At 39.7% G+C, this 14,390-nt stretch carries 13 protein-coding genes; 4 read left to right on the top strand and 9 right to left on the bottom strand.

Features of this window, described 5'->3' with window-relative positions; genetic code table 11:
• Nucleotides 1-234 precede the first annotated feature (234 nt).
• Nucleotides 235-675 carry a heavy metal-responsive transcriptional regulator gene (locus SLP02_RS09805; protein WP_319420473.1) on the top strand — a complete coding sequence of 147 codons (441 nt, stop codon included), beginning with the start codon at nucleotides 235-237 and terminating at the stop codon, nucleotides 673-675.
• A gap of 123 nt (nucleotides 676-798) precedes the next feature.
• Here SLP02_RS09805 and recR read toward each other — a convergent pair whose 3' ends face one another.
• The 3 genes from recR to SLP02_RS09790 form a co-directional block, all read right to left on the bottom strand.
• Nucleotides 799-1,413, bottom strand: coding sequence for a recombination mediator RecR (gene recR, locus SLP02_RS09800; protein WP_413467155.1), 615 nt, complete (start codon nucleotides 1,411-1,413; stop codon nucleotides 799-801).
• 247 nt (nucleotides 1,414-1,660) lie between these two features.
• Complete coding sequence (locus tag SLP02_RS09795; RefSeq protein WP_319420472.1) at nucleotides 1,661-2,824, bottom strand: NDP-sugar synthase; 1,164 nt, start codon at nucleotides 2,822-2,824, stop codon at nucleotides 1,661-1,663.
• A 76-nt stretch (nucleotides 2,825-2,900) separates the two neighbouring features.
• Nucleotides 2,901-3,698 (bottom strand): segregation/condensation protein A, encoded by a 798-nt coding sequence (locus SLP02_RS09790; protein WP_319420471.1) that lies wholly within the window; start codon nucleotides 3,696-3,698, stop codon nucleotides 2,901-2,903.
• 110 nt (nucleotides 3,699-3,808) lie between these two features.
• Between SLP02_RS09790 and SLP02_RS09785 the strand changes: the two genes are divergently transcribed.
• Complete coding sequence (locus SLP02_RS09785) at nucleotides 3,809-5,053, top strand: MFS transporter (RefSeq protein ID WP_319420470.1); 1,245 nt, start codon at nucleotides 3,809-3,811, stop codon at nucleotides 5,051-5,053.
• A gap of 149 nt (nucleotides 5,054-5,202) precedes the next feature.
• On the opposite strand, the gene SLP02_RS09780 is transcribed toward SLP02_RS09785, so the two are convergent.
• The 4 genes from SLP02_RS09780 to SLP02_RS09765 all read right to left on the bottom strand — a co-directional run bounded on the left by SLP02_RS09780 (nucleotide 5,203) and on the right by SLP02_RS09765 (nucleotide 11,280).
• Nucleotides 5,203-5,997 (bottom strand): 2OG-Fe(II) oxygenase, encoded by a 795-nt coding sequence (locus SLP02_RS09780; protein WP_319420469.1) that lies wholly within the window; start codon nucleotides 5,995-5,997, stop codon nucleotides 5,203-5,205.
• Nucleotides 5,998-6,289: 292 nt separating this feature from the next.
• Nucleotides 6,290-6,817: a PFE-CTERM domain-containing protein gene (locus tag SLP02_RS09775; protein WP_319420468.1), complete on the bottom strand. Its 528-nt coding sequence runs from the start codon at nucleotides 6,815-6,817 to the stop codon at nucleotides 6,290-6,292.
• A gap of 80 nt (nucleotides 6,818-6,897) precedes the next feature.
• Nucleotides 6,898-9,648, bottom strand: coding sequence for a lectin-like protein (locus SLP02_RS09770; protein ID WP_319420467.1), 2,751 nt, complete (start codon nucleotides 9,646-9,648; stop codon nucleotides 6,898-6,900).
• A gap of 210 nt (nucleotides 9,649-9,858) precedes the next feature.
• Nucleotides 9,859-11,280 carry an AAA family ATPase gene (locus SLP02_RS09765; protein ID WP_319420466.1) on the bottom strand — a complete coding sequence of 474 codons (1,422 nt, stop codon included), beginning with the start codon at nucleotides 11,278-11,280 and terminating at the stop codon, nucleotides 9,859-9,861.
• 289 nt (nucleotides 11,281-11,569) lie between these two features.
• Between SLP02_RS09765 and SLP02_RS09760 the strand changes: the two genes are divergently transcribed.
• Nucleotides 11,570-12,376, top strand: coding sequence for a DUF975 domain-containing protein (locus SLP02_RS09760; RefSeq protein ID WP_319420465.1), 807 nt, complete (start codon nucleotides 11,570-11,572; stop codon nucleotides 12,374-12,376).
• A 29-nt stretch (nucleotides 12,377-12,405) separates the two neighbouring features.
• Entirely contained in the window at nucleotides 12,406-13,323 is a 918-nt protein-coding gene (gene truB / locus SLP02_RS09755) for a tRNA pseudouridine(55) synthase TruB (RefSeq protein ID WP_319420464.1), read from the top strand.
• Nucleotides 13,324-13,382: 59 nt separating this feature from the next.
• On the opposite strand, the gene SLP02_RS26595 is transcribed toward truB, so the two are convergent.
• Nucleotides 13,383-13,562 carry a Fic family protein gene (locus SLP02_RS26595; protein ID WP_413467153.1) on the bottom strand — a complete coding sequence of 60 codons (180 nt, stop codon included), beginning with the start codon at nucleotides 13,560-13,562 and terminating at the stop codon, nucleotides 13,383-13,385.
• 163 nt (nucleotides 13,563-13,725) lie between these two features.
• A complete protein-coding gene (locus SLP02_RS09750; RefSeq protein ID WP_319420463.1) occupies nucleotides 13,726-14,364 on the bottom strand; it encodes a peroxiredoxin in 639 nt (212 codons plus the stop codon).
• Nucleotides 14,365-14,390 lie beyond the last annotated feature (26 nt).

The following is a 14,390-nucleotide window of genomic DNA, read 5'->3' as shown; positions in this document are numbered from 1 at the left end:
TTAATATTAAAGCGATCGCTTTTCTAGAATCATCAATTCAATCATAGCTATCACAATCATAGTGAATTGGAAGATTGTTTTAATTAAACTTCTAAGATAATTGTTATGTTTACGCAAGCAGTTTAATTGTCTTAATCCGAAAGTAGCGTTCTTTTAGATACTAATTGTACAATTTTGACTCTCTAGTAAACTAAAGAGTTACAGTTAAAAAAGATGATTATGAGATAAGGCATCATGAGTAAATTAACTAATCTCAAAATTGGCGAACTGGCAAAACAAACAGGTTTAGCCGTGGGAACTTTACGTTACTATAGCGATTTAGGACTTTTGCAACCAGTACATAGAGGTGATAATGGCTATCGTTACTATAGTCAGGATGCTAGTCAACAAGTAGAATTCATCAAAAAAGCTCAAGCTTTAGGATTTACCCTTGAAGAAATCAAACAAATTCTCAATGTACGCGATCGCGGAGAAAAACCTTGTAGTTTGGTGCAAAGTTTATTAGATAGTAAGATTGAGCAAATTCAAATTCAAATTAGGCGAATGACCTTATTTAAAGCGGAATTAGAAGAATATCGCGCTGCTTGGGCAAATAACCCCAATCTTGAATCAAAGCCCCAAGAAGTTTGTCCATTAATTTCTAGTGTATCTCTAAATTTTGTATCTCCAAATTAACCTGACCCAACAACCAGAATCCATCTTCACTAGTCTTTAATTCAAGCTTAAGAAATGAGTTTTTAATCTTTAAAACAATGAATTAAAAAATAATTAAAGATCGCCTTTTGTAGTGCTAGAGCCTTAATTCAATTCTTGTCTACCTTCTAAAGCTCTGGCTAAAGTCACTTCGTCGGCGTATTCCAAATCTCCACCCATCGGCAAACCAAAGGCAATTCTAGTTACCTTGGCAAAAGGAAAATGCTTCAGCAACTCATTAATGTATAGAGTAGTAGTTTCTCCTTCCACACTAGGATTAATCGCTAAAATAGTTTCTTTGATTTGCTCTTTGGTAACTCTGCGAACTAAAGCCTCAATATTTAGCTGTTCTGGTCCAATGCCATCCATAGGCGAGATTACACCACCTAAAACATGATATAAACCGCTATATTCTCTAGTTTTTTCTAGGGCAATAATGTCGCGAGAATCGGCAACGACGCATACCGTAGAGCGATCGCGATTTTTATTATTACAAATTGCACATACAGGCTCGGCAGAAAGATGAAAACAGACGCGACAAAAACCAACTTTTTGTTTGGCTGTAACTAAAGCTTGAGCTAAAGCTTGAACTTCTGTCTCAGGGCGTTTGAGCAGGTGTAGTGCCAGTCTTTGTGCGGTTTTTGGTCCTACTCCTGGTAAAAGTTGTAACTGCTCAATTAAGCGAGCTAAAGGAGGCGTATAAATGGCGTGCTTCCCCACAATATTTTGAGTTTAGGAAAAATTATTATAACAATTCTTGGTAATACCATATCTTTATTAAAACAAAGACGCTCCCTATGTTCAGGGAACGCCTTAATATTAAACGACGAAGTTAGCGAAAAATTGTAATACATGGCTGTATTATCTTGTATTTTTGTATTTTAAAGCTTATAGCTAAGAGCAAAAACACTTACAAGTTCGTAAATTAAATCAAAGCGCAATGCCTACGGCTAACTCCGTAATCGCACTAATTATCTTCTTTCAGAAAATCTTTGATCACTTTATGTTCATCTAGTTCCCGTTCTGAAGGATTATTGCGAGTATCGGTAATTAGCCAGTCTAAAGCTGCTGCCTGTAGATCGATCGCTGCACCTGTTTTGTCAACGCAGTAACGACCGAATACCAGCTTATCTACTAAGCGAATGCCCTCACCTAAGCGAGAGTATTCAAAAATAACGCTGTTATCTACCGTTGCACCGCTACAGATATAGCAATTAGGACCAATCATAGCTGGACCGATAATTTTGGCACCGTCTTCAATTTTGGTCATACCGCCAATATAGACAGGGCCAGTAATATGAACTTTGTCCCAGTTAACCGCTACATTTAGTCCTGTGTAGATTCCTGGGGCAACTTCTGTACCAGGAATGTTGACGTTTTTAATTTGTCTGGTTAGCACGCCGCGAATAGCTTGCCAATAGTCGGGAACTTTGCCAATATCAACCCACTCAAAGTCCATAGAGACAGCAAAAAAAGGGGCTTCTTTAGCTACAAGCTTGGGAAATAGTTCTCCGCCAATATCGTATGCCTGATTAGGGGGAATATAATCAAATATTTCTGGCTCAAAGATATAGATGCCCGTGTTGATATCTCGACTCAAAGCCTCTTCGACGGCAGGTTTTTCCTGAAAAGATTGAATTCGTCCTTGCTCATCAGTAACTACTACACCGTAGCTGGAAACTTCTTCTTTAGAAACTTTTTTAGTTACTATAGTGGCGATCGCACCTTTGGCTCGATGTTGCTCTACTGCTGCGGTTAGGTCTAGGTCGATTAAAGCATCGCCACACAAAACTACAAAGGTATCATCAAAAAAAGCATTAAAGTCCTGAATTTTTCGCAAACCACCAGCGGAGCCAACTGCTTCTCCGACTAGTTGACCATCAACGATACTGCCTTCAAAAGAGTAGCCAATATCTACGCCAAAACGCTGACCATCACGGAAATACCCTTCGATCTCGTAAGCTAAATGACTAACGTTGACCATAATTTGATCGAAACCATGCCGTCTCAGAAGTTCGAGTAAAAACTCCATGACTGGCTTTTGCAAAATCGGAATTAGGGGTTTGGGTATTGTGTATGTTATGGGACGAACGCGAGTGCCTTTACCAGCCGCCAAAATCATGGCTTTCATTAAAGCTTCTCCTCAACCAGACTTAACAGTAACTATTTAAACTATTCCAGTGTATCTAACAATGGCAACTCTCAACTCATGTTTGTATACAGGAGTTTAACGGACGAATACTGAGGTCTTGATAAAATTCTTCTTGAAACAATTCTACTTTAGATTGGGCAGAGAGCAATAACAAAGCCCAAAATACCCCCGCCCTATCTAAGTCCTGGTGATTATTCTTGTCTTTGTCTTTGGTAGATTCGGCAAGATGCCATCTTTGCAATAGCTGTTCCCAATCTACATAATCATTGTTTGAGGACAGTTGAGTTAAATGAATATGTAAAAAACTTTCTAACTGAGCAGCCAATTCGGTCAAATTTTCATTATGTGCCAGTTGAGCGATCGCTTTAATGGCTGCACTACGAGAGCGTTGGGAACGACGGGGAGAACCATCGGTGGCTGCTGCCTCTATTTCCGCTGCAATATGTTCTAGCTGTTCAATTAATTCTTGCAAGGTGACACGGCGTTTTCCCACTGGTTGGATGGAGGTACGTCGGCGCAGATGCTGTTCTAAATTCGCGGGCAGAGTTCTTCTTTCTACTTCTTCTAAAAATTCCTCTTCCAAAAATTCTTCTTCGATTTCTACCAGTTCTTCTTCTAGTAAGTGCAAACTGTCGGCTTTGAACAGGACTAGCATTGATGCCCAAAGAAATGCTTGACCAGAACGAGGAAGATCCGCTTCTTGCTGTGGGAGGTCAGTTTCGCCCATCAGCCCAAGTTCAGTTAAGAAACGGTCGATAATACTAATTACGGGGACATCCCAAGGGTCGATTTCACCTCGTTCGGCGAGATTAATTAAATTGGCGATCGCTTCTTGTGCAGGAGTTATAGTCATAATCCATCATTTATAATCCATAACTCATGATTTTTACAACTTGCTGGGGCAAATAAACCTAAAATTAGAATAAATATGCCTTAAAAGCAAAAAATTATCAGATGAATTGAATGTCTCGAATACTAAATTTTAGTTTTAAGGTTTGGATTTTAGCAGCAGGTAGGCTGCTATCACAAATTGGCACTGGCTTTACGTTATTTTACGCGCCGATTTTTTTTGTTAATCAGGTAGGGCTTTCTTCGACTCTGGTAGGCGTGGCTTTGGGTAGTGGTTCGGTTTCAGGGGTTGCAGGTAGATTTCTGGGGGGACAGTGGGCAGATTCTCCTCGCTGGGGACGAAGAAAAACCCTTTTAACTGCTTCTGCCGTATCTGTACTAGCAGACGTGGTTTTAGCTTTAACCACTAATTTTTCTACCTTGATTTTGGGTAATCTGCTAATGGGCTTTGGCATTGGCATATATTGGCCCGCCACCGAAGCAGCCGTTATCGATCTGACTACCCCAGAACAGCGCAACGAGGCATTTGCCGTAACGCGGTTAGCTGACAGTTTGGGCTTGAGTTTGGGAGTGGTGTTGGGCGGGGCATTGATTGCCAATTCTGGTAACTATCGATCTTTATTTGTCATTGATGGAATTTCTTTTGTAGTCTTTTTTGCCGTTATTTATTTCGCGATCGCCGAAACTTTTCAATTTCAGTCCCAATCAGAAGTAAAAAAACAGAATGGCTGGTCTTTGGCATTGCGCGATCGCGCTTTAATGGTATATGTGGCGGTAAATATTTTATTTACTATCTATCTTTCTCAGGTACAAAGCACTATGCCTTTATACCTCAAAAACTTTGTGCAGCTAGGAGATACGGGGACAGGTTTTTCGGATAAGGTTATTAGTGGTTTATTTACCTGGCACATTGTCTTTGCTGCAATTTGTCAACTACCCGCAGCCTGGATACTCAATCGCTTTAGTCGCATTACAGGGCTGACTTTTTCTCTAGCCCTGTGGGGAATTGCCTTTATTTTGGTTTGGGTAACGGGTAGTATGTCCAACAATACCTTGAATTGGGCAATTTTAACTCTGGGAATTATGTCACTAGGCATGGTAACTTACACCCCTATTGCTTCGGGCTTGGTGGCAGAATTAGCCCCTGAGTCTTTGCGGGGGGTCTATTTTTCTATTAATTCACAGTGTTGGGCGATCGGCTACTTTATCGGACCCCCTTTGGGAGGTTGGGCGTTAGATCATCCGCAATTTATTAATTACTTTTGGTTTGGGTGTGCTGCCTCTGTAATGCTTGGCATGGTTATTCTCCAGTATTTAAAGCAACTGACTGGCAGTTTGACACCCTCAAATAACAATTGATATCGTAAGTGCGCCAGCTAAGTTATTAAGAACCTGCGTGCCTTAAAAAAGGTGAAAATTCTGGGATTAACCAACTGAAAGAAAGGATATTTTGTTCAAAATATCCTTTTGCCAACGTCAATTTTTGTGTAACCATCTAGTCTTTAAGCTTATTTGCCCAACATTTTTTTAAGAGCTTTCTTTTGTTGTGATGCCCAAAGTAAAGGAGTGCCAGCTTTTGACCACAAAGGCATGGGTATGGGTGACCAATAGTAAATTGAAAGTAGTTTACGGCTACGATCTAGAGGGCAAGTCAAAGCAGTGGGTACGCCGTGGAAAGTTTTAGCAGTAGTGGGAAAAATAATGGTGCGGTTAAAATAGGGGGGGTAACTAACCCGATTTTGAGGATCATGAGGGTTTTGTAGTGCTAATTCTCCTCCCCAACTACTGTCCCAATCTTCATTGAGATAAATCAATAGATTGAAGCGACGCATCAATGGTAAAGAAAAATGCTTGGTATAGTCAGCGTGCATTTCTAACCAACCACCTTGGTACATTTCGTGTAAACCTGCTCCAAAAAACAATGGATCGCCAACCAAGTTGTCTACACCGACAATTTCTTCAATGGCACGAATAAAATCCTTGGAATTCAGCCAGAGACAGAACAACTGCGTGAACATTGATAGATTATCAATACCCCTAGAAGTAGTTTTTAACTCATGGGCAGTGTCCCAAACTATCCAGTTTCTATCTTTTGATTTGGGAAAATCTGCCACTATGCGATTGAGTGTCTCAGGCTCAAAAAGATTATCAATAACTAAATGAGGATAAGGCTTTCCTTGGAGATAAGACTCTTTTAGAGAATCTGATTGAAGACGCAAACGGTCTAATGCCGAGGTTAAGGTTGACAAACAGATAATGTCATTTTCTAAAGCCAAAGGAGAGATGCTAACGTCATTATTCATAATTATAGTTTTCTAAAATAATCAGGTTTTAATTGTTACCAATTTAACAGATAATTATTTCAACGTCATTACAGTTTTATGACAATTTTATGACAATAATGACAAACGCTTAACTCTTAAAAAGGTATTCCCTTTTGATTCACACCAATCGTTCATTAGACCTCTTGCATGAATCAGGCGCTCGCTAGATTGAGTCTAGAGTTGTACAAGCCAAAAAGAAGAACGAGAAAAAAATCTAGGGAGCAAAATTTACTCCCTACACAATCTTAATCATTCATATTTACGATCCAGTCTACTTTTGAGATTTAAACTTCTTGCGATAGTAATTTAGCCCAACAATGCCAAAAATGGTAAAGATACCAAGATCGGGTGAAAGCTCAAAAGGAACCGCAGTCGCATCCACAGGACCTTGGGTAATGCCAGCAAAACTACCTCCAGCAGTACCGCTAGAGAAAGCCGAATAATTAATATTACCCGTAGGACTGAACGAATTTAAAGAGATGGCATTGGCAAAAACTTGAGAACCAGTAAACGTACCAGAAGCTATAAAATTAGCGGAAGTATCATCAAAACTGTCTAAAGATGCTGGAGAATAAGGATTACTGTTAGCAGTCACATTTGTTACTCCTGCCAAACCTGTCAGAGCCAAAGGATCGCCAGGATTGAGAGTTTCATTAGCAGCTAGAGTAACATCATAAGAAAAAATGCCACTGCCAGAGTTAGAACTATTCAGAGAAAAAGTAAAAGCTTGGGCAGCAGTGCTATGTAAGATTCCTGCCAAAGTTGTACCGATTAGAGTTAGAAGTTGGATGTTTTTCATGGTTGTTAGTAATTGGTAGTAGAGCAAGGTATTCAAGAAAAGTGTCCAGTAAAGCGATCGATCTGCACCGCCAGAGAAATTTAAATGCTGATAAAGTCTGCTGCGGTAAAATCGCTCATGTTGGCGTTGTAGACGGTGGCAAGTGAAGCGCCTTCAGAGTTGAGCGCGACATTAGCACCGTTTTGAGTCATGGTTAGTTCGTCGTTACTCAAGATATCTGCCACGGACTTATTAGTGAAACTAGACAGTTCCAAGCCAATGCTGTCGCTATTATCTTCAAAGTCGTAGATGATATTTTCTATATCTCCTTTAGTGAGGACGAAGACATCGTTACCCGCAAAACCGCCCAGGCGATCGCCACCTGCACCGCCATCGAGAATATCATTTCCGTCGCCACCCATCAGGGCATCATTTCCGTCGCCTCCAGTGAGGGTATCTTGACCTGTTTCCCCTAAAAGAAGGTCATTACCCGTACCGCCACTAATGTCATCATTATCCGTACCGCCTTCAAGGAAGTCGTTGTCGCTACCGCCATCGAGGACATCACTGCCACCATCGCCGTGCAGCCTGTCGTCTTCATCATTACCAGTGATAATATCATCGCCATCAGCACCACGAATGATATCTTTACCAGTACCGCCAGCAATAGCGTCATTATTAGGAGTTCCTCGTCCTTGATTCTCCTCATTAATTACGGTATCGGCGACAAGCAGATTAAAGTTGTTGCTAACCAAGTCTCTACCATCATTGGCAGTAACTTTAATTTTGAGAAGCTTGACATCGCTAGCAGTAGGGTTGCTGGTGCTGCTAAAGGTACGAGTGTCGGAATCGAAACTTAGCCAGCTTGGTAAATCTGAGCCATTGGCTAAAGTAGCGGTGTAGTTAAGCTTGTCTCCATTTATATCGTTAAAGGTATCCTGGGCAAATTGGAAGTTGAAAGCCGTTTCGACTTTGGCAGTTTGGTTATTAATTGGCTTGGCGACAGTGGGAGGAGAGTTTTCATCATCAATATTGGTAACAGAAAGAGCGGAGACACTAACGTTGCTATATTTGGAGTCGCCAACAGAAACTACTGAAGCGTTGATGGTGTAGGTCTGGTCGCCATCGATAACGTTATCGTCTTGACCCGTAACCGTAAGAGTTTGTTGGCTATTCCAATTATCAGGGGTGAAGGTAAGAGAGGAATTAGATAGAACTCCTTCATTTGAATTCTTACTAAAGTCAATCGTAACGTTAGACAAAGGTTGGCTGTTGAGTTTGAACCCAAAGCTCGCCTGACCTCCCTTTTCCGTGGTCGTACCCGATGTGGGTATAACTGTAATACCTGCCGTGTCGTTATCTGTTAGCTCGATGGTTTGTTGCTTACCTCCATTTAACTGTAGAGTAATAGTTTTCGTATCTTCGTCAACGAAATCGTCGATGACGTTAACGGGAATGGATACAGTAGTAGCACCAGCAGGTATGACAACCCTGTCAGAAAGAGGCTGATAGTCAGTTCCCGCAGTTGCCGTACCGCTAACGGTGTAGGGAACGAAAAAATCGCCTGGTAAAGCGTTCTTCAAGGAAAGCTTGAATTCACCATTTGTAGACGGCTCTCCTGCATTGGTAGATGGTAGGAAACTAACATTATCAATAATTTCGATAATCCCTCTGAAGGATCCGCTTCCACTACCATCATTCCACTGCCCAGGCTTGCCAAAGTTCATTCCTACATAGTCTTCATTACCCCCAGCATCATTAGGCTCGCCTGAATACCAGTTCGTATAGTCTAAGGGTTCGGGGTTTACCCACTTAAAAGTTCCTTCTTTGTCTTTATCGGTTAAGCCAATCCAAAATTCTTCAGTACCACCGAAAGTCTTAACTAAAAATTGCTGTTCTTTGTCATCGGCGATCGCAACGAGATTACCTCCCAAGCTCTGTGCTTCGGCTTGAGCATTTACCCAAGTGTTACTCTTACTCAGTAAATATCCAGAGCTTACCTCTACCTCTTTTTCTATGATGCCTCGTAAGGATTGGCTTCCAGTAAAATCATTCCACTTTCCAGCAGAGCCCTCGTTCATTGCTACATAGTCTTCATTGTTCGCATTATTAGGCTCGCCACTATTCCAATTCGTATAGCCTACGGGTTCGCCATTTGCCCACTTAAAAGCTCCTTCTTGGACTTTATCGGTTAAGCCAATCCAAAATTTTTCAGTACCACCGAAAGTATTAACTAAAAACTGTTGTTCTGCGCCATTGTTGACTGTGACGAGATTAGCTCCCAAGTTCTGTGCTTGGGCTTGAGCTTGTTCCCAAGTGCCACTATTACTTAGTGAATATTGTTTGCTCGCCATTTCTACATCCACAGCTTGCCCATCCAACATTAGCGTCGCCGTGTCATCCTCAGTCCGAAGTGCCTGCATCTGCTCTGCACTCGCAGTTTCTCCCCGCACAACCGCAGAGAAAATATGACCTTCATCCCCAGGAGTATCTATGGCATTTAGCCGCGCATCTACTCCATGTCCAATTTCTTCCAACAGCACGGCTGATATGGCAGCTTTATCTGCCTGTTGCAGAAATGCTTCTGACAGATAAATCGTGTCGGTTTTAGCGGCATAGGCACCCAAAGCACCGTTCATCTCATTAGCAGAGCGCACTTCTATTGCGGGTAAATCGTTAAAATCTGCCGCACTCCATCGGGTTTTTAATTCTTCTACCTTAGTCGGATTTAAGCTATCGCCAAAAACAGAGGAAATACTTGAGGTGAAATCGTTACTTTTAGCAAAATCACTAAGCAAATCTTGAGAAATCTGTAGAGAATCGGACACTAACGTACTATAAGAATAAGACATATACTGATTAATAAAATAATTTCAGAATGTTTATTAATCTTATGTTTTTAAAGATAATATAAATAACCGAGGACATACGGAACTTTAAAACCTATTTTGTCCGAGAATTTACGCGGTTTTAAGTAGTTTTGTCAGTCTGCTGTAGAATCCATCTACGCAGTTTTGACATACAAACTTTATGAATACAAGCAGGATTTCGGGGTAAAACTATTACAAACCCCTAGAAAGCTGCCAGTATCTTTGCACCAGTTGATAACGAAAGGTATAGGTACTACCAGATAAATTATCTTCCTGAACTACATAGTAATCTTTCATTAACAGCCTTAAGACATTTCTAGCGGTTTCTTTATCCTTAGTATCTGGTTCTGTTTTAAGATACTGCCATAGTTTTGAAAAGGGTGTAGGTGGGTTAATTGATAAAATATCTAAAATTTCTAAAGCATAGAGTTTTTGATCATCGCTGTAGTAATTATCAATTCGCTCGCGGTAATGATCGAGTTTCCAAAGGTTGAGAGGATTACGCAAGCATTCAACTACGGTATTCTTAATATCTTCTAAGGTAATTTCTCCTTCAATATCTTTAAGCTGATTGACCAGGTGATGGATATAAAAGGGAATGCAGTCCACCGCTAGAGCAATTTCCTCAGCTATTTCTTGAGGGTAGTCGATGGCTATATCTTCCCCTGCAAGTAGATTGATAGCTAGTTGAGTTGCAGCCTCCAAAGATAGTGGTTGACCATCGATGGGATACATATCATTAGTAGGATCGTTGCTATAGCCTGCTTTCTGCAAGTTTTTAATGATGTGATGTAGACCAATCGAGCCAGAAAAAATCATGCGGATATCAGGATAAGTCTGGCGCAGCGATCGCAGAATATCCAAAGTTTCCATAGCTGCATCATCGCTAAAATTGCCCAACAAATGAGGCATCTCATCCCAAATCAAGATTACCTGTTTATTTTGCAAAGATACTAAATCTTCAATTGTTTTAGTCAACAAAGTTTTCCAATGTGCTGCTGCTACATCAGGAAACTGATAACCGCTAAAGTAAGCACCAACTAATTCACTAACAAACTCTCTAACTCGTCTAGCTTTGCCAGCTTCTCTAAGGTAAGTTTCCGTATCTTGCCAAACCGCCTCGACAAATTCAATCGGCGTTCTAATTCCTTCTAAATCGCGATAGATAGGCAGCATATTTGGGGGTGCTTCGGCGGTCATTTTTTTGAGAATGCTACTTTTGCCGATCCGCCTCTCACCACTGAAAATAAGGCTCTGTTGACTTAATCTGTCCCAAAGACTGGCGATTAGTTCTTCTCTACCGACTATTTCTTCTGGAGATATTTGTCCCCCTGGATTTACTTTAAAATCCTCATTTTTGAATTTAAAACTGGCGAGCCGATCGTTCCATTCTCTTTCTGGTTGAGACGCACCATTCCAATCAAGATTTAATTCTTGGCAGAGACGAATAAAAGTATTTAAGGCGATCGGCTTACAATTAATAAATTTGGAGACTGATGAACGGGATATATTCAGGCGATCGGCAATTATTCGTTGCGTTAATTGCTTGGTGGCTAAAGATTCTTCTACTTTTGGTACCCATTCACTATTTAACTGTAAGGAGCTACGTGCCATATTGCTTTATTTTTCTTTGTAGATAACCGCAGTAATCAAGACTGTCTTAAAATATCATAAGCATCTTCGGCCAACAAAATCGTTGAGAATCGTTGCTTTAAGATTTTTATTCCATTTTTAAAAGTTTTAAATTTTTAGTTGGTTTGATGTAATACCAATTTGAAGCATAACAATCACAGTGATTAATTCTGCCTTTCAGGGAAAAATAGAAATTAGTAGTGTTTGCTTACTAAATAAATTGAGGGTGTAGCAACACTGCTTAACAATCTCTAGGAGTGAATTATAAATTATGAAGCCTTTAAGCGTTGGTAATGTAGTTAGTACAGGTTTGCGTATCTATCGAGATAATTTTAAAAAGTATTTTACGTTAGCATTTTTTGGCTACTTATGGATCTTGGTGCCTATTTATGGTTTGGCAAAATTTTCAGCCATGACGGGAATTATTTCTCGTCTAGCATTTAAAGAAGTTGCCGAACAACCAGAAACAGTTAGAGATGCTCAACGCTATGTTAATCCTAGGATGTGGAGTTTTTTGATTGCGGGAATTTTAGTCGGTCTCATTTTGTTTGGGGCAATCATTCCTTATAGTTTGATTATGGTTATTGCCTTGGGAATTGCAGGAGCTTTGTCTAACCGAAGTTCTTTTGGAGTCTTAGGAACAGTTGTTATTAGTTTAGTGTCAGTAGCTGCTATTTTGTTATTTATTTTTGGCATCATTTGGCTTTTTTCCAAACTATTTTTAGTTGAGCTACCTTTGGCAATAGAAGAAAATGCTAATGCTACTAATACAATAAAAAGAAGTTGGCAATTAACTAAAGGCGCTGTAGGGCGAATTCAGATTATTGTGTTTTTGGTTTTTCTAATTAGTCTGCCAATCGGCATTGCGATTAATATACTGAGTGTAGTTTTACAGCTAATCATTGGTACTGCATTAGAAAATAATTCTGCTTTAGCAGGAATTGGGTATTTATTATACATTGTTTTTGTTTTAGGGGCTAGTGCTTTTATACTTCCTCTATGGCAATCAGTTAAAGCCGTAATTTATTACGATTTAAGAGTACGCCGAGAGGGAATGGGCATCGACCTAAGAAAATAAACTTTTAATCAATAAGAGCTTTAGTTTAAATGTTTGGTTTTATAAATTTGCATAAGCCTGCTGGCTTTACTTCCCATGATTGCGTTGCCAAACTAAGAAAATTACTAAACACTAAAAAAATCGGTCATGGTGGAACTTTAGATCCTGCTGCAACAGGGGTATTGCCCATAGCAGTAGGCAAGGCTACTAGGCTACTACAGTTTTTACCTGCACCAAAAGCTTATCGCGCTAAGATTCGTCTAGGGATAACGACAACTACCGATGATCTAGAAGGAGAAGTAATTCAAAGCGTCGAGCAAGTAAATCTAGATCGATCGCAGATCGTTTCTAGCTTAAATAATTTTATTGGCACAATTGAACAAGTGCCACCAATTTATAGCGCGATCAAAAAAAACGGCAAAAAGCTTTATGAATTAGCAAGGAAAGGAGAAGAGATTGAAATCGAATCTAGGACGGTAACAATTAGCAAAATTGAACTACTAAATATCTATCACGATCGCTTTTACGAACTAGAGGTAGATATTAACTGTAGTCCTGGTACATATATTAGAGCGATCGCGCGAGATTTGGGCAAACATTTAGGCGTAGGTGGTACTTTAGCAAACCTTATCCGTACTGAAAGCTGTGGGATGCAGCTAGATAACAGTATTACTTTTGAAGAGATAGAAAGCCAACTGCAACAAAAAACTTTTAGTTTGATTGAACCTAGTTTGCTACTTACTCATTTAGATTCTGTAACCCTGACAGATGAGGACTCAAAATTCTTTTGTCAAGGGCAATTAATAGATTTAGGTCAAGCTACAGCAAGTAGCAAAGAAATATCATTATTAGATATAGATAGTTACATAATTATCTACTCAGCAACAGGTACTTTTTTGGGAATTAGCATTTTAATTGAACGCAACGACGTATTGAAAATTAAACCGAAAATAGTTTTTGTAGCGTAATCGATTCAATATACTGCTAGTTGGCAGTTCCTACGACGTTGATAGAAGTACTTTGTTATTTACATTTCAGTTTTTTTATAACGATAAGCTTGAGTAAGATCATAAGGATTGTTTGGATTTGTATATTCTAAGAAACCTTCGTTAATCAAAGGTTTAAGATATTGATCTAATAAATATTTACGTTTGCGTTTTAATAAAGACTTTAATTCGCTTGAAGATCTTTCTTGTATTTTGCACAATTCAAGAATTAAAGCCCTTGTTTCTTGAGAATCAGTTCTTTTACTTATCTTACTAAGACGTTTTCTAAGAGATTTTTTACTTATAGTAAAGATGAAAAAAGGGCAGGTTTCACCTACCCTTGTTAATTATTGTAATAACCAACCTTCAATTAATCATTTGATTCTATTTATTAGGCTGGGGAGTCATCCGCAAGTAAGGTTTGATTTCCTCAACACCTTTAGGAAATTTCTTTTTAGCATCTTCAGTAGAAATTGCTGGAGAAACTACCACATCTTCGCCATCTTTCCAGTTAACAGGAGTTGCAACTTGATAATTGTCTGTTAGCTGTAATGAATCAATTACTCTCAGGATTTCGGGAAAATTACGACCTGTACTTGGGGGATAAGTCAGAGTTAAACGTAATTTTTTATTAGGGTCAATAATAAATACTGAACGGACAGTAACTTTAGCATCCGCATTAGGATGAATCATGTCATAAAGGTCAGAAACCTTTTTGTCAGCATCCGCCAAAATAGGATAGTCAAGTTTTGTCCCTTGAGTTTCGTCAATATCACATACCCAACCTTTGTGTGACTCTGCATCGTCAATGCTTAAGGCAATAGTTTTGACGTTACGCTTGTCAAATTCTGATCTGAGTTTGGCTACTTCGCCTAACTCAGTTGTGCAGACGGGGGTATAGTCGGCAGGGTGTGAGAAAAGAACTACCCAGCTATCTCCAGCCCACTCATAAAAGGAAATTTCTCCCATGCTAGAAGCTTGAGTAAAATCAGGCGCTGTATCGCCTAATCTAAGATGAGCCATTATTATAAACCTCGATTCGTTTTGCA

The organism is Pleurocapsa sp. FMAR1, assembly GCF_963665995.1.
Classification (GTDB): domain Bacteria; phylum Cyanobacteriota; class Cyanobacteriia; order Cyanobacteriales; family Xenococcaceae; genus Waterburya.
The sequence above is the reverse complement of the archived record's forward strand: the minus strand, read 5'-3'. Positions and strand labels throughout refer to the sequence as shown.